Below are 21,505 nucleotides of genomic sequence, written 5' to 3' on the forward strand. Positions count from 1 at the left end.
GAAACCAATATTCGTTGGAGCCGAGTCTATTCCGATGAGTTCGAACAAAAAGCGCAAAGATCGGGGGTTAATGATCGGTTAAATCGATTTGTTCCGTGCGGACCAGTATTTTTCGGCATTTTCGAAAGCCTGTTCACGACTTTGGCCGAGGCCGCGCAGTGCCAACGCCATGGTCGAGATCAGCGCCATCTGCGGATAACTGTCCACCACATCACCGCGCCAGACGGCCTTCAGGTGCTCGATATCCAGCGACGCCGGTTTGACGTGACGTTGCGCCGACAGCTGTGGCCATTCCTCATCCCAGCTCTCGCCGCCGGTCGTGCCGTACAGGTGACTGCCGGCATCCGGGTTGATCTCGATTTCCCCGCCGTCGCCCTTGATCACGATCGCCGTGTCGCCCAGCAGGCCGCTGGCATCGCGATGCACCGCTTGATAGCCGGGATGGAAAATACTCTGCAGACCGCAACGCGCGCCCAAAGGATTGAGAATCCGTGCCAGCGAATGAATAGGCGAGCGCAGGCCGAGGGTGTTGCGCAGGTCGATCATTCGTTGCAACTGTGGCGCCCAGTCCACCAGCGGCATGAACGCCAGACCGCCGCTTTCCAGCGCCGCGCCGACTTGTTGCCAGTTGCGACACAGCGGGATGTTCAGCTCGCCGAGCAGTTGTTCGGAGTACAAACGGCCGGCTGTATGGGCGCCGCCACCGTGCATGAAGATGCGCAAGCCGTTCTGCGCCAGGCACTTGGCCGCCAGCAGATACCACGGCAGGTGACGCTTCTTGCCGGCGTAAGTTGGCCAATCCAGATCGACCTTCAGCGCCGGTGCCTGCAAGCGTTCACGCAGGGCTTCGGTGAAACCGGCCATCTCCTCGGCGCTTTCTTCCTTGTGCCGCAGCAACATCAGGAAGGCGCCGAGCTGGGTTTCTTCGACCGTTTCGTCGAGCACCATGCCCATGGCTTGCCGGGCTTCCTCGCGGGTCAGGTCGCGGGCGCCGCGCTTGCCCTTGCCGAGGATGCGCACGAACTGGGCGAACGGGTGCTCGGCGGGCGTTTCGAGGGTCAGCGCTGGATAGTCGGTCATAGGCAATTCGTCGGTTTGGGCAGGCCCGCCAGTTTCGCGGCGAGTTTGGCAGGGGTGCCTTTGAACAGTCGGTTCAGGTGCAGGCTGTTGCCTTTCTCCGCGCCGAGCTTGAGCGCGGTGTACTTGATCAGCGGCCGGGTCGCCGGCGACAGCTGGAATTCGGCATAGAAGCTGCGCAGCAGTTCGAGGACTTCCCAGTGCTCCGGGCTCAATTCGATGTCTTCGGCAGCGGCGAGGGCGCTGGCGACATCGGCCGACCAGTCGTTGAGGTCGACCAGAAAGCCGTCCTTGTCCAGTTCAATGGCGCGGGCGCCGACGGTCAGCGCATTCATAGCCAGGAATTGACCTTGTCGTGGTGAATCGACAGCTCGACGAAAGCCGGGTAATCGATGGCTTCGGCCCAGTCCGGAACCTGTACGGCACGGGCTTGCGCATCTTCGGCCAGGACAAAGAGTGGCACCCGACGGGTTTCCAGCGCGCTGAACGGCGCAGTGCCCGGTTGCAGCGCATACGCGGCATCGCCAGACAGCAACAGCGCATCGCTGGCACCCAGCAGGCGCAGGCAACTGCTCAGGCGTTCGTCACCGAACGGGGAATGGGACAACACATGCAAAGTCGACATCAGAGGGTGATCACCTGGTCGTAACGGTCAATAAGGGCGGTGATTTGCTCGGCGGCCAAAGGCTGCGCCTCGTCCAGCGAACGATCGCCGAGACCGCGAACACTGGCGCTGTCGGCGCAGTAGAACAGCTCTTCGACGCCGAACATCGGCAGCGCTTGCAGGTTGGCACTCAGGTCTTTCTGTTGCAGGGCCCTGGCGTTTTGGCCGGCCGCCAGTTGCAACACGCCGTCGTCGAGAAACAGCAGGCCGATGGGCAGATCGAAGGCGCCGCCGGCGAGCACGATGTCCAGCGCTTCACGGGCGCCGGGGCCGGACCACGGCGATTGACGGCTGATAATCAGAAGGGACTTGGCCATGTCATGCGCCTCCGAAACAGATGAGGCGGTCGGCGTCCTGCACCGCGTCGTGCAACTGACCGAGGCCGGACAGTTCCCAGGGGGCGCTGACGGCTACGGCATCACGCTGATAGCGCCCGGCTTCCTCGGCATTCAACACGCCACGGCGCAGGGCGGCGGCGATGCACACCACGCCGTCGAGGTTTTGTTCGGTGATGAAATTGCGCCACTGTCTGGGCAGGTCCAGTTCGTCCTGCGGCGTGACCACGGCGTCGGACGCGTTGTGGACACCGTCCTGATAGAAAAACAGCCGGACAATTTCATGCCCGCCGGCCAGCGCCGCCTGGGCGAACAGCAGGGCGCGGCGCGAGGAGGGCGCATGGGCGGCGGAAAACAGCGCAATGGCGAACTTCATGACGGACTCGATCAGCAAAACTGCGGCCATGATAAAGCTTTCTCGGCGGGGCGGCGAAGTCGATGTTGCCCGCGCCTGTCTCGATGCGAACAGGTGTCTGTCAGCGCGGCATGTAGCCTAGCTGCCAGCGTCGTGGAATTTTCAGGGTCAAAAGCCCCAGAACACCAGCGAACAGACCACTGACCAACATCGCCTTGAGGCCCAGATGATGTTCCAGCACCGCCCCCAGAATGGCCCCGATCAACATCCCGCTCCAAGGCACCAGTTGCACTCGCCAACCACTTCTTCGTTCGCCGAGTACCCACCGCCCCAATCCACGGCCGAATCGGGACAGAGCACCGGTGACGTACGTCAGCCCGACCGGCAGTCCGTTCACTTCTTCCACCGCTGCGTTGAGCATGCCCATCGCAATGATCGCCGCCAGCAGCGCCGGCAGTTGCGTGTCAAAGGGCCAGGCCGCGGCACAGAGCAGAGCAGCGATGGACAACAGCAATGGCAGCGCCCGCCGACCACCCAGTCGGCTGACCACAACCCCGAGGGCATTGCCGACAATGAACGTCGTGACGAGCAGGATCAGCCGCCCTGTCAGTGCGCTGTCGCCATCGCTGATCGCCACCGCCAGCCGCGTGGTGTTGCCGCTCATGAAGGAAACGAAATCGCCGCTGGCCATGAAGCCGATGGCGTCGGTCATGCCGGCCAGTACCGACAGGCTGGCAACCAGTGCCAGCCCCACACGGCCACGCCATTTCTGTTTATGAACATGTCCGGGGCTGGCGCGGTGAGTTGAAGTGGAAGGCAGCATCGAGGCAGCATCCTTGTACAGGGTTACGGTTCTATGCCATACAGATCGCAATATTCCAGCCAGTCCATCCCGGCCATTTCCGCCACTTCGCGATGCACTTCCAGGCGTTGTGCCTGATACTCATCGGGCGTCGCGGCAGTGAGTTGCAACGTCAGTTCCCAGGCAAACAGACCCTGGCTTTCGGCCTCGGCTTCAAAGGCTTCGTGCAGGCGTTCTTCGCGATACTGCGCCGCAGTTTCACCCTTGGCCTGGGCCAGCAACGGATTGAGGTGGTCAAGGGCTTCGCGCAGTTCGGGGCGTGCATCGAGAAACAGTTTCAGAGCCTGTTCGTGTCGCTGGTCAGTAGGCGCCATGGCTTTTCCTTGTGAGGCTGATGACCGTTAATGTGCCGCAGCGGCCGGCACGTGTCGCGCACTAAATGCACTAAAGCAGAACGATTTTTCCTGTTGCGGTGATACAGTCCGCTTTTTTCCGAATGAGCGAATGCAATGCGAATGCTGATGGTGGCGCTGGCGGCAACCCTGCTGGCCGGTTGCGCGGGTTCGGCGATGGAAGACGCCCGCACGCAAACCCCTTACAAGACCCTGAACTCGGAAAAGCCCGAAAAAGACGTGGCCCGGTGCGTGCAATTTGCCTGGCAGGATGAAGCGGTGTTTGGCGTGGACGCGGCGGCGTATCTGCAACCGGGCAAGAAGGGCGGTTCGACGGTCTACACGCGTTCGGCGGAGTCGTTTGTCGACTTGACCACCGATGCGTCCGGCACCGTGCTGAATTACTACGCGCAGAAGGATGATTTTGTGGCCAAGCGCCGCTTGGCAGCGCTGGCGACCTGTCTGTAACGGGCAGTTGAATGCGTTGACGCTACGCGACCCTCGCCAGCCTGCGGGCGAGGGCGCGTGGAGCTTAATCAATCAAGCGCTTCTGGAAAAAATGCCGCTTGTGCCCCAGCGGATAATCCACAATCTCGCCACACTCGGTATACCCCAGTTTTTTGTAGAACCCGGGCGCCTGAAAATCGAAGGTATCGAGCCAGATCCCTACGCAGTCTTTTTCCCGGGCGAATTCCTCGACCCTGTTCATCAGCTTCGAGCCGATGCCCTGTCCCCGGCCTTGTTCCGGCACCGCCAGCAACTCGATAAACAGCCACCGATAGAATGTGTGCCCATAAAGGCCGCCGAGGATCGCGTCGTTGTCGTCGCGCACCAGCAGCGCGACCGGTTCGTACAGCGACGGCCCGGCGTTGGCGATGTTGTAGGCACGCAGCGGCGCCAGAATGGCCGCGCGCTGTTCTTCGGTGGGGTCCTGCGACAGCTCGATCCGCAACGTCATGTTGTCTTCCTTGTCGTAATGAATTGGCAGCCTATCGCGTCACCGTCGGTTGAAGCAATCGCTTGGAACCGTCGCTCCTGCGCCGCGGTCTAGCCTTTCAGGGCGTCCATCCGGAACGCGTTTGCCTGGGAGATTCCATGAACATTTTCGAAGCCCTGCGTGAAAGTCACGACCGTCAGCGGACCTACGCGAAATCGTTGATCAAGACCAGCGGTGACACCCCGCAAAGGGTTGAGGCGTACAAGCAGTTGAAGGCTGAGCTGCAGGCCCACGAAACGGCTGAAGAGCGTCATTTCTATATCCCGCTGATGGAGTTCGACAAGGGTGTTGACCTCAGTCGCCATGCCATCGCCGAGCACCATGAAATGGACGAAATGATGGAAGAACTCGACGCGACCGAGATGTCCAGCCCGGCCTGGCTGGTCACGGCGAAAAAACTGTCGGATAAGGTCCACCATCACTTGCAGGAAGAAGAGCAGAAATTCTTCCAGATGGCCGGCAAGCTGCTCGACGACAAGCAAAAGGAACAGCTCGCCGGGCAGTATGAAAAGGAGTTCAAGGCGCAGCTTCCCTGAGCCGGTGAATGCAGGTTTTTGTAATGACGCGGTGTAGTCTTTTTGCCATGCGTCGGGTGAGCGTCATCGCAATGCACTGTGTTTATATACAGTGTTTTCGGCAATTTTCGAGTTTCGCCGAGGCCGACTACGACAAAACCGCCGATGGACAAAAAATCCCCCTCCGTTAGCTTGAAGGCCTCTCCTCGGACAGGAGAGTTCTTAAATCAACGGAGTGAAAAACATGAACCAACCACAAGCTCAAACCCAACTGCGACACGGTCGCGTCATTTCCCCTGCAAGCCGCGGCGCGGTGGCCATCGAGCAAGGATTGCTCGGCGGCTGGCAGGTCAATGAAATGGAAGGCGGCAAGAACTTCCCGGCGCTGGCGGCCGGCCCGTTCCCGGCGCCCTTCGAAAGCGACAACCCGAGCGTCGTACCGCCCGCTGACGGCTATATTCTCAGTGGCGGCAAGAACGACGCACGTGACTGTGTGAACTTCACCGCAGAAGAAATGAGCAAGAAACTCGGGCGTCCATTCTCCTGGCCGCTGCTCAATGTCACCCCCGGCCAGACCCTTGAGGTCAAATGGGAGTACACCGCGCCGCACACCACCCGCGGTTATCGCTGGCTGATCACCAAGGATGGCTGGGATCCGAAACAACGCATCACCCGAGCGCAACTGGAGGCGCAACCGTTCGCCGAGGATTTCTATCCGCAAGTGCCGTACTACAGCCATGCGGCGGAATTGAAAGCCAAGGTCAATCACGCGGTGAAACTGCCGGACAACAAGCAGGGTCATCACGTCATCGTCCTGATGTGGATCGTCGCCAATACCGGCAACGCCTTCTATCAGGCCTTCGATGTGGACTTCAAATAAGCCCGCAACGTCAAACTCACACGTTCTGAAGGATTAGAACATGTCAAACATCGACTTCACGCTATTGAAAAACCAGGCCAGCGATGCGGCTTCGCTGATGCCGAGCCTTGCCGGCAAGAAGATCCTCATGGGCTTCTGGCACAACTGGCCGGCCGGCCCGAGCGATGGCTACCAGCGCGGCCAGTTCGCCAACATCGCCCTGGAGCATGTGCCCAAGGAATACAACGTGGTCGCGGTGGCTTTCATGAAGGGCGGCGGGATTCCGACCTTCAAACCGTTCAACGTCTCCGATGCCGAGTTCCGCCGTCAGGTCGGCGTGCTCAACAGTCAGGGGCGGGCCGTGCTGATCTCCCTGGGGGGCGCGGATGCGCACATCGAGTTGCGCGCCGGCCAGGAGCAACCGCTGGCCAACGAAATCATCCGTCTGGTGGAAACCTACGGCTTCGACGGCCTGGACATCGATCTTGAACAGAGCGCGATTGATTTCGCTGCCAACAAGACCGTCCTGCCGGCGGCGCTAAAACTGGTCAAGGATCACTACGCAGGCCAAGGCAAGCATTTCATCATCAGCATGGCGCCGGAGTTTCCGTACCTGACCACTTCCGGCAAATACGTCGGTTACCTGCAGGCGCTGGAAGGCTATTACGACTTCATCGCTCCGCAGTTCTACAACCAGGGTGGCGACGGGGTCTGGGTGCCGGAAGCCAATAACGGCAACGGCGCGTGGATTGCCCAGAACAACGACGCGATGAAAGAGGACTTTCTCTATTACCTGACCGAGAGTCTGGTGACCGGTACTCGCGGCTTCACGAAGATCCCGGCGGACAAATTCGTCATCGGCCTGCCGGCCAACGTCGATGCCGCCGCCACCGGTTACGTGATCGACAAGACGGTGGTCGGTAACGCGATGAAACGCCTGGCGGTCAAAGGGCATCCGATCAAGGGCCTGATGACCTGGTCGGTGAACTGGGACAACGGCACCAGCAAGGATCGTGTGTCGTACAACTGGGAGTTCAGTCGGCGTTATGGGCCGCTGATTCACGGGGCGCCATCTGCGGCGCAGGGTGCTGATGCAGCAACGGTGAACGTGGCACATCAGTAGTCAATGAAGGAAAGCCCGGTAGCGCTGCCGGGCTTTTTTTCGTCGGCGGTTCGCATCATTTCACCTACCATGGCTATCTTCCGATGACAGAAAAGGATCAGGCGTCATGTCCGACACAGCCGAGCGGGTCAACATCGTCGATACCCAGGTGTTGTCCCACGACTGGTATCTACTGAAGAAAATCACCTTCGACTATCGCCGCAACAAAGGTGACTGGCAGCGTCAGACTCGCGAGGTCTACGACCGTGGCAATGGCGCGGCGATTCTGCTGTTCAACCGCGAGCAGCGCACCGTGGTGCTGACCCGCCAGTTCCGCCTGCCGGTGTTCGTCAACGGTCACGACGGTTTGCTGATTGAAGTGGCAGCCGGATTGCTTGAAGGGGTGGCGCCGGAACAGCGCATCCGCGACGAGGCCGAGGAAGAAACCGGATATCGCGTGCATGACGTGAAGAAGGTGTTCGAGGCTTACATGAGCCCCGGGTCGGTGACCGAGAAGTTGCACTTTTTCATTGCCGAGTACGATGCCTCGTCAAAGGTCAGTGAAGGCGGCGGTCTGGAAGAAGAGACCGAAGAACTTGAAGTGCTGGAGTGGCGTTTCGACGAGGCGCTGGCGGCATTCCAGCGCGGCGAAATCTGCGATGCCAAGACCATCATGCTGCTGCAGTACGCGGCGATGAATAACCTGTTTGGCGTTTAGAACAGTTCACCGGTTCTACCGATGCCGGACCATTGGCCACCCTCCAGGGTCAGCAAGCGCTCCTTGGCTTCCAGGCCGCCGGCAAACCCGGTCAACTTTCCTGAGGCGCCGATGACTCGATGGCACGGCGCAATGATCGAAATCGGGTTGCGCCCGTTCGCCGCGCCGACGGCACGCACCGCGCTCGGGTGGCCGATCTGTTCGGCGATCTGGCGGTAGGTCCGGGTTTCGCCAAACGGAATGGTCAGCAACGCGGCCCAGACTTTTTTCTGGAACTCGGTGCCGGCAAAGTCCAGCTCCAGATCGAACGCGCTTCGCGTTCCTGCAAAATATTCTTCCAGCTGTCGTGCAGTTTTCATCAGCACCGGATTGTCCGGTGCCTCGCTCATCGGCCCGAGACGCACCCGGTTCGGTTTGTCGTTTTCCCAGAGGATGGCGGCCAGACGTGAACCGTTCGCGACCAGCTTCAGCTCGCCGACGGGTGAGGGCAGGGTGATGAACGTGTAGGCCATGGGAAAACTCCGGGAGATGGGCGGAAACATTGCCCAGCATACGACCGGATCGGGGAGGCGCAAACTGCAATCGCGACCATACTGGCTGATGCTCTTGAAGCGCTTTCCTACCTTATAAAAAGAAGAGACCGACTCATGAAGTACGAACCTTTTGCCAAATCGCTGATGGCGACCTCATTGGTGCTCAGCTGCCTCATGGCCCATGCAGCTTCGGTTGCCCCGGTGGCCGCCGAAAACGGCATGGTGGTCACCGCCCAGCACTTGGCCACTCACGTGGGCGTCGACGTGCTGAAAAGTGGCGGCAACGCGGTGGATGCGGCGGTCGCTGTAGGCTATGCACTGGCGGTGGTTTACCCGGCGGCAGGCAACCTCGGTGGAGGTGGTTTCATGACTATTCAACTGGCGGACGGACGCAAGACCTTCCTCGACTTCCGGGAAAAAGCCCCGCTGGCCGCGACGGCCAACATGTACCTCGACAAGGACGGCAACGTCATTCCGGATCTGAGCACCCGTGGCCACCTCGCGGTCGGCGTTCCGGGCACCGTGTCCGGCATGGAGCTGGCGCTGAGCAAGTACGGCACCAAGCCGCGCAAGGAAATGATTGCCCCGGCCATTGAACTGGCCGAAGACGGTTTCGAGCTGGAGCAGGGTGACGTCGAGTTGCTGGAATACGCCACTGACGTGTTCAAGAAAGATATCAAGGACTCCGGCGCGATCTTTCTGAGCAATGGCGAGCCGATGCAGGTCGGGCAGAAACTGGTGCAGAAGGATCTGGGCAAAACCCTGCGCACCATTTCCGAAAAAGGCGCCGACGGCTTCTATAAAGGCTGGGTGGCCGATGCCATCGTCACGTCCAGCCAGGCCAACAAGGGCATCATCACCCAGGCCGACCTCGATAAATACAAGACCCGTGAACTGGCCCCGGTGGAGTGCGACTATCGCGGCTATCACGTCGTATCGGCACCGCCACCAAGCTCCGGCGGGGTGGTGATCTGTCAGATCATGAACATCCTCGAAGGCTATCCGATGAAGGACCTGGGCTTCCATTCGGCCCAGGGCATGCACTACCAGATCGAAGCGATGCGCCACGCCTACGTGGATCGCAACAGCTATCTGGGCGACCCGGATTTCGTGAAAAACCCGATTGAACACCTGCTGGACAAGAACTACGCGACCAAGCTGCGCAATGCGATCCAGCCGCAGAAGGCCGGCGTGTCGGCGGAACTCAAACCCGGTGTCGCACCTCATGAAGGCAGCAACACCACGCATTATTCGATCGTCGACAAATGGGGCAACGCGGTGTCTGTCACCTACACCCTCAACGACTGGTTCGGCGCGGGCGTGATGGCGAGCAAGACCGGGGTGATCCTCAACGATGAAATGGACGACTTCACCTCCAAGGTCGGCGTGCCGAACATGTACGGCCTGGTGCAGGGTGAGGCCAACGCCATTGCTCCGGGCAAGGCGCCGCTGTCCTCGATGAGCCCGACCATCGTGACCAAGGACGGCAAGGTGGTGATGGTGGTCGGTACACCGGGCGGCAGTCGCATCATTACCGCGACGTTGCTGACCATGCTCAACGTCATCGACTACGGCATGGGCCTGCAGGAAGCGGTCGACGCGCCGCGTTTCCACCAGCAGTGGATGCCGGAGGAAACCAATCTCGAAGACTTCGCTGCCAGCCCTGACACGAAGAAGATTCTCGAGAGTTGGGGCCACAAATTCGCGGGCCCGCAGGACGCCAACCACATCGCTGCGATTCTGGTCGGCGCGCCGTCGCTGGGTGGCAAACCGGTGGGCAAGAACCGCTTCTACGGCGCCAACGATCCACGGCGCAACACCGGGTTGTCATTGGGTTACTGAGCAGAGTAAAAAGAGGGCGGGCACACGTCCGCCCCAGTCTCAAGGATCGATCAAGGAAGGCTCACCATGACCACCGCATTGCTGATCATCGATGTCCAGCGCGCCCTGTGCGCGGGCGAATACGAGTGCCACGACGCCAATCGGGTAATCGACACCATCAACGGCCTCAGCGCCCGCGCGCGCCAGTCGGGTGTGCCGGTGGTGTTGATCCAGCACAACGAAAAGGACAGCCCGTTCGCCCACGGCTCCGAAGGCTGGCAACTGGCTGAAGGCCTGAACACTGCACCTGGCGATCTGCGCGTCGACAAGACCGCCAACGACTCGTTCTACCAGACCAACCTGCAGAAACTGATCCCCCGGGAAGACTTCGACCGCCTGGTGATCTGTGGCATGCAAACCGATTACTGCGTCAACGCCACCGTGCGTCAGGCCCATCAACTGGGCTACGACGTGGAACTGGCGGCTGACGCCCATACGACGGTCGATAACGGCAACATGAGCGCCGAAGACATCATCGCCGAACACAACAAGGACTGGGCGCACCTGACCGGTTCCGTGGCGCGGATCGATGTGAAGCCGGCGTCGCAGATTACGTTCTGATGGTTATTGCAGTCTCTGCGAGAGCGAGCTTGCTCGCGATGGCATTCGTTCGGTCACCGATGATATTGAATGTGTTGCCCTCATCGCGAGCAAGCTTGCTCCCACACTGATGCATGCGGATTACGCCATTTGTAACCGCCGCACCACGGTCTGAAACCGCTCAGAGGCCACCCACTGCGGATCGGCGTCCTCCACCAGCAACATGATCCCCAGATAATGCTCCAGGTGCAGGGTAATGACCTGACCATCGACCGCCAGATCCCAGTAATACTGATCCAGTCCGCTGCCATTCGGGTTCGCAATGTACAAAACTATGTAGCGATTAAGCCAGCGAACTCGGTTCTCGGCGCTATGCTGGTTTCAATTTCAATTACATCAGGAAAAGGCCAATGACTTTCCAGGCCCTGCGCGCCACGACGATTCATCTCGACGCGGTAGCGAATCTGTTCGACGCCTATCGAGGCTTTTATGGTCAGCCGTCGAACCTTGAGCAATCGCGGGCCTTCATTGCCGAGCGCATGGCACTCAACGAGTCGAGCATTTTTCTGGTGCAGGACGATCACGGCGAAGCGCTCGGTTTCGTGCAGTTGTACCCGTCGTTTTCCTCGATTGACGCCCATCGCACCTGGCTGCTCAGCGACCTGTTCACCGCGCCGTTCGCCCGGGGCCGCGGGGTCGGCCGATTATTGATGAACACTGCCCGGGATTTCGCGCTGCAAACCGGCGCCAAAGGACTGGTGCTGGAAACCGCCACCGACAATTTCAGTGCCCAGGGTTTGTACCAGTCGCTCGGTTGGGTGCGTGATACAGGCTATTACACGTACACCCTCGATTTGCGCCAACGCTGAGCCGGCGCAATCTTTTTCACGGTTTTGCCGAATCAGCTCTTTTCCCGAACGTAGACGATCACTAGAATCCGCCCCGGCGCTCCGCGATGGAGGCTCTTTGATATCACTTTAGGGAAGACATCATGCAATTCGGGAAAATCCTGGCGCTGGGTCTGGTGCTCGCGCTGGGCGGCTGTGCCAGTTTCACCCAGGACGAAGTGGCTCCGGTCACGCTGCCATCGATGGCCAGTTATGCCAACAAGCCAAACGTCTATGTCGATTTCGACTTTTATCAGGGCGAGCCGAAAAGTGCTTCCGCCGTGGAAATGCCACAAGCTCGGGACATGCTCAAACCGCAATTGCAAACCGTCCTGAAGGATTCCGGTTTGTTCGGTCGTGTGACCTTCGACCAGTTCGAGAAGCAGCCGGGTGACTACAGCCTGCGTCTGAAAATGTACAACCATCCACCAAATGGCGGCCAACTGGTGCTGGCGTTCATCAGCGGTCTGAGCATGACGATCATTCCGGCCTACGCCACCGATCAGTACACCATGAGCCTGGAAACCCTCGATCAGCAAGGCCAGCCGCTGTCCACCGCGAGCAACCATGACGCGGTCGGCACCTGGATGGGCATCTGGTTCCTTCCGCTGGCGTTCAATACGCCGAAAGCGGCGGTGACCGACACGTTCACTCGGCAGGTCAATGCGTTGCTCAAGGAATGGGCCGACAGCAACCGTCCGAAGTATTCGGGCATCTGATTCACTCCAGCAGCAAAAAAAAGAGCCGCAATCGCGGCTCTTTTTTTGCCCTTACTTCAGGGCCTGAATGAACTGTGGATCGCTGTACAGATTCTTCAGCAAGTCCTGCAGCATCGGGTTGTAGGCGTTGGTCGCGTTGGGAATCGCGATAAAGCCGAAAAAGCTGCTGTTCCACAGATGGCTGACATCTTTGGTGGCGTCGTACACCACATCGTTGCCATTGCGCAGGGTGAAGCGTGCAGCGAGGGTGCCGTCACCGGTGCCCATGCCGGCGTTCAACTGGTTTTTCACGACCAGTACCTGCAGATGACGCGTCGCCTGCGGATCGAGCAGACCGGCCTTGCGCAGCTCTTCGGTGATCGCGTCCTGGATATGCGCCGGGATGCTGCCTGTCGGCGACTTGATCGGGTTGGCACGGACCATCAACGAGCCTTCGCCCGATTCAGCGGTGACCTGTGGATTGCTGATCGCGTGCAGCGGCGGGGTCTGCTTGAGCTTCTGAACATTGTCGAAGCTTGGCTCGTAACGGGCCATGGTCATGCCACAGCCTTGCAGGAGCAGAGCAAACAACGGGATCAACAACAGCGATTTTTTCACGGCAGTTCCTTGCGCGTAGAAGAGGGGGGCGAATTATGGGCAGAGTGCCATCATTGGGCAACTCTGTTTGCCGTCCCTCATTCACGTTGCCGCAACAAGCCCTCGATCTGCGCCAATTCCCAGGTACTTAACAGACTGACAGGATCGGTGCCGAAGCGCTGCCGGGCGTTGAGCGTCCATTGGCGACCGTCCGGGCAAAGACAATCAGCGCAGTGATGCAGGCGCTGGCCGTCGAAGTCCAGCTGCAAGCGCCAGCCTTCAATGTCGACCGCAACCCGATCCGTTCCCGCGTCCATCACCTGCAAGCCACACACGCCCAGCGCGGCATCGCGCAATCGCTGGCACACTTCGCGGCTGGTCAATTCGGTCGGCATTCGGGGCTCCACTGGCAAAAACTGCGCGCCAGCATAGAGTGCATGCCGACGGTTGTCAGCGATGACTGGCCCGCGCCCGGGCATTTGCGTAACATCCGCAACCCTCTTTTTCCCGTGAATATCAGGGGCCGCGCCGGCGGCCGCTCTGTCAGGTAAGCCATGAAACCGATTCGTCTGCGCGCCGATGTCCTGGCCGGACTCACCACCTCGTTTGCCCTGTTGCCCGAATGCATTGCGTTTGCGCTGGTGGCTCACCTCAATCCACTGATGGGCCTGTACGGCGCCTTCATCATTTGCACGCTGACCGCGCTGTTCGGTGGCCGGCCGGGCATGGTGTCCGGGGCGGCCGGTTCGATGGCCGTAGTGATCGTCGCGCTGGTGGTCCAACACGGCGTGCAGTACCTGTTGGCGACGGTGTTGCTCGGCGGCCTGATCATGATGGCGTTCGGGCTGTTGCGGCTGGGCAAGCTGGTGCGCATGGTGCCGCACCCGGTGATGCTGGGGTTCGTCAACGGCCTGGCGATCATCATTGCGCTGGCGCAACTGGAGCATTTCAAGAGCGGTGAGCAATGGCTCAGTGGCACGCCGCTGTACCTGATGACCGGGCTGGTGCTGCTGACCATGGCCATCGTCTACATCCTGCCGCGCCTGACCCGTGCGGTGCCGCCGGCGCTGGTGGCAATCCTCGGCGTCGGGTTGCTGGTTTATCTGCTTGGTCTGCCAACCCGCACCCTTGGCGACATGGCGCACATCGCCGGCGGCCTGCCGACGTTTGCGCTGCCGGACATCCCGTGGACTCTCGACACCCTGCGCATCATTGCGCCCTACGCGATTCTGATGGCGCTGGTCGGTCTGCTGGAAACCCTGCTGACCCTTAACCTCACCGACGAAATCACTGAAACCCGTGGCTATCCGGATCGCGAATGCGTGGCGTTGGGCGCGGCAAACGTCGTCTCCGGTGCATTCGGCGGCATGGGCGGTTGCGCGATGATCGGCCAGACCGTGATCAACCTCAGTTCCGGCGGGCGCGGGCGCTTGTCCGGGGTGGTGGCCGGGGTGCTGATTCTGTTGTTCATTCTGTTTCTGTCGCCGTTGATCGAGCGGATTCCGCTGGCGGCGCTGGTGGGGGTGATGTTCGTGGTATCGCAGCAGACCTTTGCCTGGGCTTCGTTGCGGGTGCTGAACAAAGTGCCGTTCCACGATGTGTTGGTGATCATCGCGGTAACGATCATTACGGTGTTCACTGATTTGGCCACGGCTGTGCTGTGCGGGATCATCATCGCCGCGCTGAACTTTGCCTGGCAGCAAGCGCGCGGGCTGTACGCCGATGAACATCTGGAAGCGGACGGCAGCAAGCTCTATCGCCTGCACGGCACGCTGTTTTTTGCCTCGACCACGCCGTTTCTCAATCAGTTCGACCCGGCCACAGATCCGCAACGGGTGACGCTGGATTGTCGGCACCTGAGCTTTGTCGATTACTCGGCCATCGCCGCGCTGAAAACCCTGCGCGAACGCTACGCCAAGGCGGGCAAGCAGTTGCAGGTGTTTCACCTGTCCGAGCGCTGCAAGAAGTTGCTGAAACGCGCCGGGGTCGATCACGACTGAGATCGACCCCGGTCACTGGTCAGGCATCGATGGCAGGGAAGTCGATGTCGGTCAGCGCCGCGTTGTTCAGGTAGTTGGTGAGGGTTTGCACAGCGACGAGGGCGATCACTTCGATGATCTTCTTGTCGTCGATGCCGGCAGCGCGGGCGGCGGCGATCTGTTCATCGCTCAGATGACCACGGGTTTCGGTCAGTTGATGGGCGAGGGTGGCGAAGGCATTGAGCCGGCCATGACGCGCTTCGATGATGTCTTCTGCTGCCAGCCCGGCCTTGCTGGCGAACAGGGTGTGCGCCGCCAGGCAATAGTCGCAACCGTTGACTTGCGAGGTGGCCAGGTACACCGCCTCTTTTTCCTTGGCGCTCAGGGACGTCTTGCCCAGCGTTGCCGAGGTTTGCACGTAGGCATCCAGCGCGGCAGGTGCGACGGCCAGGGTCTTGAACAGGTTAGGCAGGAAGCCGATTTTTTTCTGCACGCCTTCAAGCACAGGGCGAGTGGCGTCGGTGGCGGTTTCGAGGCTGAGAGGGGCGATGCGGCTCATGGTGATTCTCCGAAAGTCCGGTGCGAAGTGCGCCGGGGATGGAGGTCATGTTATTGAGCGTGGCTGGTGCTTTGGATGCAAATCGTCGAGGATATGCGACAGATCGTCCAAACCTGTCCTTGCGAGAATCCGTCATGGATCGCCTTTCCACGTTGCTCAGTCATTTCGGCGTCAATGCCGGCACTTTTCACAGCGGCACGTTCTGCGGGGTGAGCGCCTACGGCGGCGATCAGGTCTGCGGGCATGTGCATTTGCTGCAGGCGGGAGAGCTGTTACTCAAGCCGGGCAATGATCCTCAAATCTCGCTCAATGAACCGACCCTGATCTTCTTCCCTCGCCCCATGGCCCATCGCTTGTTCGCCAACGAAGCCATGGGCACGCAACTGGTGTGCGCATCACTGACCTTCGACGGCGGCGCGGGCAATGCCCTGGCAGCAGCGCTGCCGGATTATCTGGTGCTGAAACTCGCTGACCTTCCGGAAATGGCCAGCACTTTGGAGTGGCTGTTCAAGGAAGCCTTCGACGGGCATTGCGGGCGCGAAGCGGTGATGGACCGGTTGTTCGAATTGCTGGTGATTCTGCTGCTGCGCCACCTCATCAGCAGTCGCCACCAACAGCCGGGCATGATGGCGGGGCTGGCCGATCCGAAAATTTCCCGAGCCATGAATCTGATGCACGATCAACCGGCCAAGGCCTGGACCGTCGCCGAATTGGCAAACGCCGCCAATCTGTCTCGCGCCGGTTTCGCCGAACACTTCCGGCGGGTGGTGGGGCAGACGCCGGTGGATTATCTGGTGAACTGGCGGATCAGCCTCGCGCAGAAACGCTTGCGCGAGGGACGGCCGATTGCCCTGATCGCCGAAGAGGTCGGTTATGAAAGTCCCTCGGCGCTGGCCCGGGCGTTTCGGCGCAAGACCGGGCTCAGCCCGCGAGAATGGAAATCCGGCACGAGCTGAAGACTACTTGGCGAATTTCTTCGCCCCGGCCACGCACAGGATCACCCCCAGCGTCACCACCAGCATGCCCACGCTGACGTGTTCGTGGAGCAAGGTCGCGGCCAGTGCCAGGCCGAAAAACGGCTGGAGCAATTGCAACTGACCGACCGCCGCAATCCCGCCCTGAGCCAGGCCGCGATACCAGAACACGAAGCCGATCAGCATGCTGAACAGCGAAACGTACGCCAGACACATCCACGCCGACAGGCTGATGCCGCTGATCGAGGCGGGCGCCAGCCACATACTCAGCACAACCATCACCGGCAACGACAACACCAGCGCCCAACAGATCACCTGCCAGCCGCCGAGGGTGCGCGACAGTTTGGCGCCTTCGGCGTAACCGAGGCCGCAGGCGAGAATCGCTGCCAGCATCAGCAGATCGCCGGTGGGCGAGGCGGTCAGGCCTTGCGAGATCGCGAAACCGACCACCAGCGAACTGCCCAGCACCGAAAAAAACCAGAACACCGGACGCGGCCGTTCACCGCCGCGCAACACACCAAAAATCGCCGTCGCCAGCGGCAGCAATCCTACAAACACAATCGAATGCGCCGACGTCACGTATTGCAGCGCCAGAGCCGTCAACAGCGGGAAACCCGCGACCACGCCCAGCGCCACGATCAACAACGAGAACCACTGATCCCGCGCCGGACGCCGTTCGCGAAACAGCCACAACAGGCTCAACGCCAGGGCGCCGGCGATGGTCGCGCGGATGACAGTGAGAAACACCGGGTCGAACTCCAGCACCGCCAGCCGCGTGGCGGGGAGCGAGCCGCTGAAGATCAGGACGCCGGTGAGACCATTGATCCAGCCGCTGGTTTTTTCCAGGGCCGGGGTACCGAGATGGGTGGTTCGTTCCATGGATGTGGCGCTCGGAGGTGGGTTGCGTTGGATCGATCCTAGGGCTGAGAATCAGCACAATCAAAAAATTGTCATGGATACAAGCCGACATGCCGCGCTCCCGCTACAAGACCCTCGTCGACACCTATGCCGCCGACATCCGCGCCGGCCGCCTGTTGCCCGGCACGCGATTGCCGACCCACCGACAATTGGCGGCCAGTGAAGGGCTGGCGCTGGTCACGGCCTCGCGGGTGTACGCCGAGCTGGAGGCGATGGGGCTGGTCAGCGGCGAAGCCGGGCGCGGCACCTTCGTGCGGGAAACGTCGTTGTTGCCGGGGCAGGGCATCGACCAGAAAGACGTCGCGGTCGGCATGATCGATCTGAACTTCAACTACCCGTCATTGCCGGGGCAGGCCGAGCTGCTGCGCAGCGCGTTACGGCAACTGGCGTTGTCCGGCGACCTTGAAGCGCTGCTGCGCTATCAGCCTCATGCCGGTCGCCAGCATGAACGGGCCTCGGTGGCGCGGCACCTGCAAACGCGGGGTTTGAGTGTCGAGGCCGAGCAGGTGCTGATCGTCAACGGCGCCCAGCAAGGATTGGCAGTCACGCTGATGGGCTTGCTCAAGCCCGGCGATGTGATTGCCGCCGACGCCTTGACCTACTCCGGATTCAAAGTGCTGGCCGAAGCGCTGCACCTGGAAGTGGTGGCGATTCCCGTGACTGAAAACGGGCCGGATCTGACAGCCCTCGACACACTCTGCCGTCAGCGCCCGGTGCGTGCCGTGTACAGCATGCCGACCCTGCACAACCCATTGGGTTGGGTGATGCCTTTGGCGCAACGTGAGGATTTGATCGCGATTGCCCGCCGGCATGATCTAACGATTCTTGAAGACGCGGCCTACGCCTTTCTGGTCGATAACCCACCGCCCCCGTTGGCGGTTCTGGCACCGGAACGCACGGTCTACGTTTCGGGCCTGTCGAAAAACATCGCCACCGGCCTGCGTGTCGGTTTCATCGCCGCGCCGGTCCAACGGGTGGCGGCACTGGAGCGGATCATCCGCGCCACCACCTGGAACACGCCCGGGGTAATGACTGCCATCGCCTGCAGCTGGCTCGACGACGGCACCGTGACCTTGCTCGAAGCACAAAAGCGCTGCGACGCTCAGGCCCGGCAAGTCCTGGCCGCCGAGATCCTCGAGGGCCTTCCGACCGCGGGCCATGCCTCATCGTATTTCCTCTGGCTGCCGTTGCCGGAAGATGTCCGGGCTGACCATATCGTGGTCGAGTTGATGCATGAACAGGTGTCGGTCACCACCGCCGAGCCCTTCACCGTGTCTGCCCATGTGCCCCATGCGATTCGGCTGGCGTTGGGCTCGGTGGACATGCTTGTCCTGCGTCAAGCCTTGCTCAAAGTCCGCCAGGTCGTGGGTGCCTACCTGTAGCGCAAGTGACCGCGCAGGATTACCCTTGGCGCCGCCGAAGCTCTGGAAAGTCCCGATGAAAAACGCTGCACTGACTCTCGCCCTGATCCTCAACGCTGGCCTGCTCAGCACACCCGTTCTGGCCGCTGGTGACGCTGAGGCCGGCGCCAAAATCTTCCCGCGCCTGTGCGGCGGCTGCCACCAGGTCGGCGAATCCGCTCGCCCGGGCTTCGGCCCGGAACTCAACGGCATTATCGGCCGCCCGGCGGGGACGTCGGCAAATTACGTGTATTCCGATGCGATGAAAAACTCAGGCCTGACTTGGGATCGTGCAACGCTGACCGCGTATCTGAAGGATCCGAAGGGCGTGGTGCCGGGGACGCGGATGATCTTTTGGGGGCTGAGTGACGAGGAGAAGATCGACAATCTGTTGGCATATCTGCAGACGTTTTCTCAGCCATGAAGAGCCTGTGCGGGAGCTGAGCAAGGCCGAGCGGCCGTCGACGACTGCCCGGCTGACGACACGGCTTTTGACCCGGTTGAAGAGCGACACCTGATTCAAGTGCAGGTCAGCCGTGCCCGCTCACCTCGGTGAGTGAAGTCTGGCAGGCCACGCGATTACGACCCGCCGCTTTCGCCTGATACAACTGCTGATCGGCGCGTTTGACCAGCGTTGTCGGCTGGTTGTCGGCAGGGTCGGCCAGGCCAACACCGATGCTGACGGTCACCGGGCCGACCGCTGGAAAGGTCGCCTCGGCGATCGCTGACCGAATCTTCTCGGCGACGATATCGGGGGTATCGGGTTTGGCGATCTCCGGCAGCAGCACGGCAAATTCTTCGCCTCCGTAACGGGCGACGAAATCCGTGCTCCGGATGCTGATCTGGATCAGTTGCGCCAATTGCCGCAATACGTCGTCGCCGGCCGCATGACCGTGGGTGTCGTTGATGCGCTTGAAGTGATCGGCGTCAATCAGAAGCAGCGCAAACGGCCGCCCGGTACGACGGAACAGCAGGCTGTATTCGGTGAGTTTTTCGTCGAAGCGGCGGCGGTTGTAGACACCGGTCAAACCATCGTGAGTGGCCAGGTTCAGCAGCTCGGCGTTGGCCAGGGTCAGGGCCGCCGTGCGTTGGGCGACGGTGGCTTCGAGCGAAGCGTTGGTCTCTTGCAGCTCACGCTCCTTGGCGAGCAGCGACTGAGTCATGGCGTCGATGGACTGGCCGAGCTGGGCAATTTCATGCACGGGATGCTGAAGCGGGAAGTGCGCACCAGGCTGGTTGTTCTGGACTTTTTGAGCAGAGCGCGCAAGTAGCTCGATGGGCCGGCTCAGGTACAGCGCCAGGTAATACGCCACGAGGCCGAACGCCACGGCGGCGAAAACCCCCAGCAACAGCAATTTATAAAACAGCAGTCGCGCCGGTTGCAGCGCGGTGTCCAGTGGTTGACGCACGGCAATCGACCACGACAACGCGGTGCCAGTAGGCGTCGGCACAGTCACCTCACTGGTCAGGTACCCGTTGCCGACGACCCAGCCCGGGGACATTGGATCCCTGGTCGGCATTTGTTGGCCAACCAGCGCTTCCGGGTACAGCACCTTGCCGTCGTGATCGATGATCAGCGCTTCGATATCCGGCTCCGCCCCCTTGTGCGACATCGCTGCCGCCTCGACGATGTGCGTGACCCAGCTCCAGTGCGCATGGGCGCCAAGCACACCGAGCACCTGACCATCGGCATTGCGGATGGGCGCGGCGAAGTCGATGAAGCGCAGCGGCTCGCCGTTGGGCTGGCCCGGCAACAGTTTCGCCAACAATACGGCTTCGTGCGGATCGCCGGTGTATTCACCGCGCAGACCGGCCTGGAACCATGGGCGCTGTTGCACGGCCTGACCGACCAGCAAGCCGTTGACTGCCTGATGCACACGCCCCTGAGTGTCGGTCACCCCCATCCACGCATACTCGCTGCGGGCCTCGGTGCGCAGCTGCATCGACTTCAGAATCGCCGGATTGTCCAGATCGCCGCGTTCCAGATGCGGCGCCCGGCTGAGCAGATAGACCTCCAGTTGCCGTTCGCGCAACTGCTCGCCCAGCAACGCCGCCGCCGACCGCGCGGTACTCAGCAGCGCATTGCCACTGGCGCGTTTCATTTGTTCGGTGGCGATATCGCCGACATAGAAGCCCACGCTCAACAGCGTCAGCAGAGACAAACCGGCAAACCAGAGGGTGAGGTGGCTGCGCAGGCTGGCTTTGAGCATGGAGAAATGCCTGTCTTTATTGGAGTGGCGCCATGGTATGCGACATCGCGGATGAGCTGCCAGCAAGGCGTTTCACGAAATCGGCCGAGATTGATACCAATGAGCCACTACGTTCGGTAAAGTGTGCGCCGCCCGAGAGACGGATCCCGGGCGTTTACCCATGGAGTCTTGCAGTGAAATACCTCAGCAAAGTCGTCGCCACCGCCCTGATCGGTGCGGTTCTGGCAGGTTGCACCGGCACCCCGATGAACACCAGACAATACGACAGCAGCCAATACACCGTGATTGGCCACAGCGAAGCCACCGCCACCGGTCTGCTGCTGTTCGGCGTGATCCCGATCCGCCAGAACAGCCGTTTCGTCCGCGCACAGGATGCCGCGATCAAAGCCAAGGGCGGCGACGCCATGATCAACACCCAGGTTCAGGAAAACTGGTTCTGGGCCTGGGTCCTGACCGGTTACACCACCAAGATCTCCGGTGACGTGGTCAAACTGAAAACCGTGCAATAAGCGC

28 protein-coding genes and 1 pseudogene are annotated in these 21,505 nt (G+C 60.9%); 14 read left to right on the forward strand and 15 right to left on the reverse strand.

All coding sequences use genetic code 11. From position 1 onward, the window contains the following. Window positions 1–78: 78 nt before the first annotated feature. From L6D81_RS01240 to L6D81_RS01270, 7 genes are all read right to left on the reverse strand, one after another. On the reverse strand, window positions 79–1,080 hold the full coding sequence (locus L6D81_RS01240; protein ID WP_236177567.1) for a glycosyl transferase family protein: 1,002 nt from the start codon (window positions 1,078–1,080) through the stop codon (window positions 79–81). Next, window positions 1,077–1,412, reverse strand: a complete 336-nt coding sequence (locus L6D81_RS01245; protein WP_236177568.1) for a TusE/DsrC/DsvC family sulfur relay protein — start codon at window positions 1,410–1,412, stop codon at window positions 1,077–1,079. The genes L6D81_RS01240 and L6D81_RS01245 overlap by 4 nt, the downstream gene beginning before the upstream one ends. After that, window positions 1,409–1,702: a sulfurtransferase complex subunit TusB gene (gene tusB, locus L6D81_RS01250; RefSeq protein ID WP_236177569.1), complete on the reverse strand. Its 294-nt coding sequence runs from the start codon at window positions 1,700–1,702 to the stop codon at window positions 1,409–1,411. The genes L6D81_RS01245 and tusB overlap by 4 nt, the downstream gene beginning before the upstream one ends. Beyond that, entirely contained in the window at window positions 1,702–2,058 is a 357-nt protein-coding gene (gene tusC, locus L6D81_RS01255) for a sulfurtransferase complex subunit TusC (protein ID WP_236177570.1), read from the reverse strand. The genes tusB and tusC overlap by 1 nt, the downstream gene beginning before the upstream one ends. Before the next feature lies 1 nt (window position 2,059). Continuing rightward, entirely contained in the window at window positions 2,060–2,452 is a 393-nt protein-coding gene (tusD, locus tag L6D81_RS01260; protein ID WP_236177782.1) for a sulfurtransferase complex subunit TusD, read from the reverse strand. Window positions 2,453–2,552: 100 nt separating this feature from the next. Further along, complete coding sequence (locus L6D81_RS01265) at window positions 2,553–3,254, reverse strand: YoaK family protein (RefSeq protein ID WP_236177571.1); 702 nt, start codon at window positions 3,252–3,254, stop codon at window positions 2,553–2,555. Between the two features lie 23 nt (window positions 3,255–3,277). Beyond that, window positions 3,278–3,607, reverse strand: a complete 330-nt coding sequence (locus L6D81_RS01270; protein WP_236177572.1) for a DUF6388 family protein — start codon at window positions 3,605–3,607, stop codon at window positions 3,278–3,280. A 135-nt stretch (window positions 3,608–3,742) separates the two neighbouring features. On the opposite strand from L6D81_RS01270, the gene L6D81_RS01275 reads away from it, so the two are divergent. After that, entirely contained in the window at window positions 3,743–4,093 is a 351-nt protein-coding gene (locus tag L6D81_RS01275; protein WP_236177573.1) for a hypothetical protein, read from the forward strand. A 64-nt stretch (window positions 4,094–4,157) separates the two neighbouring features. Here L6D81_RS01275 and L6D81_RS01280 read toward each other — a convergent pair whose 3' ends face one another. Further along, the gene (locus L6D81_RS01280) at window positions 4,158–4,583 is read right to left on the reverse strand and encodes a GNAT family N-acetyltransferase (RefSeq protein WP_236177574.1); all 426 of its coding nucleotides are present in this window, start codon (window positions 4,581–4,583) and stop codon (window positions 4,158–4,160) included. A gap of 137 nt (window positions 4,584–4,720) precedes the next feature. Between L6D81_RS01280 and L6D81_RS01285 the strand changes: the two genes are divergently transcribed. From L6D81_RS01285 to L6D81_RS01300, 4 genes and pseudogenes are all read left to right on the forward strand, one after another. Next, window positions 4,721–5,158 (forward strand): hemerythrin domain-containing protein, encoded by a 438-nt coding sequence (locus L6D81_RS01285; RefSeq protein WP_236177575.1) that lies wholly within the window; start codon window positions 4,721–4,723, stop codon window positions 5,156–5,158. Window positions 5,159–5,381: 223 nt separating this feature from the next. Further along, window positions 5,382–6,017 carry a lytic polysaccharide monooxygenase auxiliary activity family 9 protein gene (locus L6D81_RS01290; RefSeq protein WP_197867493.1) on the forward strand — a complete coding sequence of 212 codons (636 nt, stop codon included), beginning with the start codon at window positions 5,382–5,384 and terminating at the stop codon, window positions 6,015–6,017. A gap of 40 nt (window positions 6,018–6,057) precedes the next feature. Beyond that, window positions 6,058–7,083 (forward strand): annotated as a pseudogene (locus L6D81_RS01295) (chitinase); the annotation flags it as partial. Window positions 7,084–7,225: 142 nt separating this feature from the next. Beyond that, window positions 7,226–7,816: an NUDIX domain-containing protein gene (locus L6D81_RS01300; protein WP_236177576.1), complete on the forward strand. Its 591-nt coding sequence runs from the start codon at window positions 7,226–7,228 to the stop codon at window positions 7,814–7,816. On the opposite strand, the gene L6D81_RS01305 is transcribed toward L6D81_RS01300, so the two are convergent. After that, window positions 7,813–8,328 carry a methylated-DNA--[protein]-cysteine S-methyltransferase gene (locus tag L6D81_RS01305; RefSeq protein WP_236177577.1) on the reverse strand — a complete coding sequence of 172 codons (516 nt, stop codon included), beginning with the start codon at window positions 8,326–8,328 and terminating at the stop codon, window positions 7,813–7,815. The two genes, L6D81_RS01300 and L6D81_RS01305, sit on opposite strands and share 4 nt — an antisense overlap. Before the next feature lie 135 nt (window positions 8,329–8,463). Here L6D81_RS01305 and ggt point away from each other — a divergent pair, with 135 nt between their 5' ends. Together ggt and L6D81_RS01315 are read left to right on the forward strand one after the other, a co-directional pair. Further along, window positions 8,464–10,191, forward strand: coding sequence for a gamma-glutamyltransferase (ggt, locus tag L6D81_RS01310; protein ID WP_236177578.1), 1,728 nt, complete (start codon window positions 8,464–8,466; stop codon window positions 10,189–10,191). 66 nt (window positions 10,192–10,257) lie between these two features. Continuing rightward, entirely contained in the window at window positions 10,258–10,791 is a 534-nt protein-coding gene (locus L6D81_RS01315) for a cysteine hydrolase family protein (RefSeq protein ID WP_236177579.1), read from the forward strand. 120 nt (window positions 10,792–10,911) lie between these two features. Here L6D81_RS01315 and L6D81_RS01320 read toward each other — a convergent pair whose 3' ends face one another. Continuing rightward, entirely contained in the window at window positions 10,912–11,100 is a 189-nt protein-coding gene (locus L6D81_RS01320) for a hypothetical protein (RefSeq protein ID WP_236177580.1), read from the reverse strand. An 80-nt stretch (window positions 11,101–11,180) separates the two neighbouring features. Between L6D81_RS01320 and L6D81_RS01325 the strand changes: the two genes are divergently transcribed. Together L6D81_RS01325 and L6D81_RS01330 are read left to right on the forward strand one after the other, a co-directional pair. After that, complete coding sequence (locus L6D81_RS01325; RefSeq protein WP_236177581.1) at window positions 11,181–11,639, forward strand: GNAT family N-acetyltransferase; 459 nt, start codon at window positions 11,181–11,183, stop codon at window positions 11,637–11,639. Between the two features lie 122 nt (window positions 11,640–11,761). Next, on the forward strand, window positions 11,762–12,376 hold the full coding sequence (locus tag L6D81_RS01330; RefSeq protein WP_236177582.1) for a hypothetical protein: 615 nt from the start codon (window positions 11,762–11,764) through the stop codon (window positions 12,374–12,376). A gap of 51 nt (window positions 12,377–12,427) precedes the next feature. Here L6D81_RS01330 and L6D81_RS01335 read toward each other — a convergent pair whose 3' ends face one another. Both L6D81_RS01335 and L6D81_RS01340 read right to left on the reverse strand, forming a co-directional pair. Continuing rightward, window positions 12,428–12,973, reverse strand: coding sequence for a hypothetical protein (locus tag L6D81_RS01335; RefSeq protein ID WP_236177583.1), 546 nt, complete (start codon window positions 12,971–12,973; stop codon window positions 12,428–12,430). Window positions 12,974–13,050: 77 nt separating this feature from the next. Beyond that, window positions 13,051–13,347, reverse strand: coding sequence for a DUF7693 family protein (locus tag L6D81_RS01340; RefSeq protein ID WP_236177584.1), 297 nt, complete (start codon window positions 13,345–13,347; stop codon window positions 13,051–13,053). Between the two features lie 159 nt (window positions 13,348–13,506). Here L6D81_RS01340 and L6D81_RS01345 point away from each other — a divergent pair, with 159 nt between their 5' ends. Continuing rightward, window positions 13,507–14,952 (forward strand): SulP family inorganic anion transporter, encoded by a 1,446-nt coding sequence (locus tag L6D81_RS01345; RefSeq protein WP_236177585.1) that lies wholly within the window; start codon window positions 13,507–13,509, stop codon window positions 14,950–14,952. Between the two features lie 19 nt (window positions 14,953–14,971). Here the strand turns inward: L6D81_RS01345 and L6D81_RS01350 are convergent, their stop codons facing one another. Further along, entirely contained in the window at window positions 14,972–15,490 is a 519-nt protein-coding gene (locus L6D81_RS01350) for a carboxymuconolactone decarboxylase family protein (protein ID WP_236177586.1), read from the reverse strand. A gap of 134 nt (window positions 15,491–15,624) precedes the next feature. On the opposite strand from L6D81_RS01350, the gene L6D81_RS01355 reads away from it, so the two are divergent. Beyond that, the gene (locus L6D81_RS01355; protein WP_236177587.1) at window positions 15,625–16,446 is read left to right on the forward strand and encodes an AraC family transcriptional regulator; all 822 of its coding nucleotides are present in this window, start codon (window positions 15,625–15,627) and stop codon (window positions 16,444–16,446) included. Between the two features lie 3 nt (window positions 16,447–16,449). Here the strand turns inward: L6D81_RS01355 and L6D81_RS01360 are convergent, their stop codons facing one another. Beyond that, window positions 16,450–17,343, reverse strand: coding sequence for a DMT family transporter (locus tag L6D81_RS01360; protein WP_236177588.1), 894 nt, complete (start codon window positions 17,341–17,343; stop codon window positions 16,450–16,452). A gap of 89 nt (window positions 17,344–17,432) precedes the next feature. Here L6D81_RS01360 and L6D81_RS01365 point away from each other — a divergent pair, with 89 nt between their 5' ends. Together L6D81_RS01365 and L6D81_RS01370 are read left to right on the forward strand one after the other, a co-directional pair. Continuing rightward, the gene (locus tag L6D81_RS01365; RefSeq protein ID WP_236177589.1) at window positions 17,433–18,764 is read left to right on the forward strand and encodes an aminotransferase-like domain-containing protein; all 1,332 of its coding nucleotides are present in this window, start codon (window positions 17,433–17,435) and stop codon (window positions 18,762–18,764) included. A 55-nt stretch (window positions 18,765–18,819) separates the two neighbouring features. Next, window positions 18,820–19,206 (forward strand): c-type cytochrome, encoded by a 387-nt coding sequence (locus L6D81_RS01370; RefSeq protein WP_236177783.1) that lies wholly within the window; start codon window positions 18,820–18,822, stop codon window positions 19,204–19,206. A 106-nt stretch (window positions 19,207–19,312) separates the two neighbouring features. Here L6D81_RS01370 and L6D81_RS01375 read toward each other — a convergent pair whose 3' ends face one another. Next, entirely contained in the window at window positions 19,313–20,992 is a 1,680-nt protein-coding gene (locus tag L6D81_RS01375) for a sensor domain-containing diguanylate cyclase (RefSeq protein ID WP_236177590.1), read from the reverse strand. A 173-nt stretch (window positions 20,993–21,165) separates the two neighbouring features. On the opposite strand from L6D81_RS01375, the gene L6D81_RS01380 reads away from it, so the two are divergent. Continuing rightward, window positions 21,166–21,501, forward strand: a complete 336-nt coding sequence (locus L6D81_RS01380) for a hypothetical protein (RefSeq protein WP_236177591.1) — start codon at window positions 21,166–21,168, stop codon at window positions 21,499–21,501. Window positions 21,502–21,505: the final 4 nt, after the last annotated feature.

It is taken from the genome of Pseudomonas sputi (genome assembly GCF_021603585.1).
Lineage (GTDB): Bacteria > Pseudomonadota > Gammaproteobacteria > Pseudomonadales > Pseudomonadaceae > Aquipseudomonas > Aquipseudomonas sputi.

What these genes read in the sequence shown, in the direction of transcription:
- L6D81_RS01360 (WP_236177588.1), bottom strand. Translation starts at nt 17,343, where the DNA reads ATGGAACGAACCACCCATCTCGGTACCCCGGCCCTGGAAAAAACCAGC.
- L6D81_RS01315 (WP_236177579.1), top strand. Translation starts at nt 10,258, where the DNA reads ATGACCACCGCATTGCTGATCATCGATGTCCAGCGCGCCCTGTGCGCG.
- L6D81_RS01275 (WP_236177573.1), top strand. Translation starts at nt 3,743, where the DNA reads ATGCGAATGCTGATGGTGGCGCTGGCGGCAACCCTGCTGGCCGGTTGC.
- tusC (WP_236177570.1), bottom strand. Translation starts at nt 2,058, where the DNA reads ATGGCCAAGTCCCTTCTGATTATCAGCCGTCAATCGCCGTGGTCCGGC.
- L6D81_RS01240 (WP_236177567.1), bottom strand. Translation starts at nt 1,080, where the DNA reads ATGACCGACTATCCAGCGCTGACCCTCGAAACGCCCGCCGAGCACCCG.
- L6D81_RS01340 (WP_236177584.1), bottom strand. Translation starts at nt 13,347, where the DNA reads ATGCCGACCGAATTGACCAGCCGCGAAGTGTGCCAGCGATTGCGCGAT.
- L6D81_RS01305 (WP_236177577.1), bottom strand. Translation starts at nt 8,328, where the DNA reads ATGGCCTACACGTTCATCACCCTGCCCTCACCCGTCGGCGAGCTGAAG.
- L6D81_RS01350 (WP_236177586.1), bottom strand. Translation starts at nt 15,490, where the DNA reads ATGAGCCGCATCGCCCCTCTCAGCCTCGAAACCGCCACCGACGCCACT.
- L6D81_RS01280 (WP_236177574.1), bottom strand. Translation starts at nt 4,583, where the DNA reads ATGACGTTGCGGATCGAGCTGTCGCAGGACCCCACCGAAGAACAGCGC.
- L6D81_RS01325 (WP_236177581.1), top strand. Translation starts at nt 11,181, where the DNA reads ATGACTTTCCAGGCCCTGCGCGCCACGACGATTCATCTCGACGCGGTA.
- L6D81_RS01355 (WP_236177587.1), top strand. Translation starts at nt 15,625, where the DNA reads ATGGATCGCCTTTCCACGTTGCTCAGTCATTTCGGCGTCAATGCCGGC.
- L6D81_RS01245 (WP_236177568.1), bottom strand. Translation starts at nt 1,412, where the DNA reads ATGAATGCGCTGACCGTCGGCGCCCGCGCCATTGAACTGGACAAGGAC.
- L6D81_RS01370 (WP_236177783.1), top strand. Translation starts at nt 18,820, where the DNA reads ATGAAAAACGCTGCACTGACTCTCGCCCTGATCCTCAACGCTGGCCTG.
- tusB (WP_236177569.1), bottom strand. Translation starts at nt 1,702, where the DNA reads ATGTCGACTTTGCATGTGTTGTCCCATTCCCCGTTCGGTGACGAACGC.
- ggt (WP_236177578.1), top strand. Translation starts at nt 8,464, where the DNA reads ATGAAGTACGAACCTTTTGCCAAATCGCTGATGGCGACCTCATTGGTG.
- L6D81_RS01290 (WP_197867493.1), top strand. Translation starts at nt 5,382, where the DNA reads ATGAACCAACCACAAGCTCAAACCCAACTGCGACACGGTCGCGTCATT.
- tusD (WP_236177782.1), bottom strand. Translation starts at nt 2,452, where the DNA reads ATGAAGTTCGCCATTGCGCTGTTTTCCGCCGCCCATGCGCCCTCCTCG.
- L6D81_RS01345 (WP_236177585.1), top strand. Translation starts at nt 13,507, where the DNA reads ATGAAACCGATTCGTCTGCGCGCCGATGTCCTGGCCGGACTCACCACC.
- L6D81_RS01300 (WP_236177576.1), top strand. Translation starts at nt 7,226, where the DNA reads ATGTCCGACACAGCCGAGCGGGTCAACATCGTCGATACCCAGGTGTTG.
- L6D81_RS01330 (WP_236177582.1), top strand. Translation starts at nt 11,762, where the DNA reads ATGCAATTCGGGAAAATCCTGGCGCTGGGTCTGGTGCTCGCGCTGGGC.
- L6D81_RS01265 (WP_236177571.1), bottom strand. Translation starts at nt 3,254, where the DNA reads ATGCTGCCTTCCACTTCAACTCACCGCGCCAGCCCCGGACATGTTCAT.
- L6D81_RS01285 (WP_236177575.1), top strand. Translation starts at nt 4,721, where the DNA reads ATGAACATTTTCGAAGCCCTGCGTGAAAGTCACGACCGTCAGCGGACC.
- L6D81_RS01365 (WP_236177589.1), top strand. Translation starts at nt 17,433, where the DNA reads ATGCCGCGCTCCCGCTACAAGACCCTCGTCGACACCTATGCCGCCGAC.
- L6D81_RS01270 (WP_236177572.1), bottom strand. Translation starts at nt 3,607, where the DNA reads ATGGCGCCTACTGACCAGCGACACGAACAGGCTCTGAAACTGTTTCTC.
- L6D81_RS01375 (WP_236177590.1), bottom strand. Translation starts at nt 20,992, where the DNA reads ATGCTCAAAGCCAGCCTGCGCAGCCACCTCACCCTCTGGTTTGCCGGT.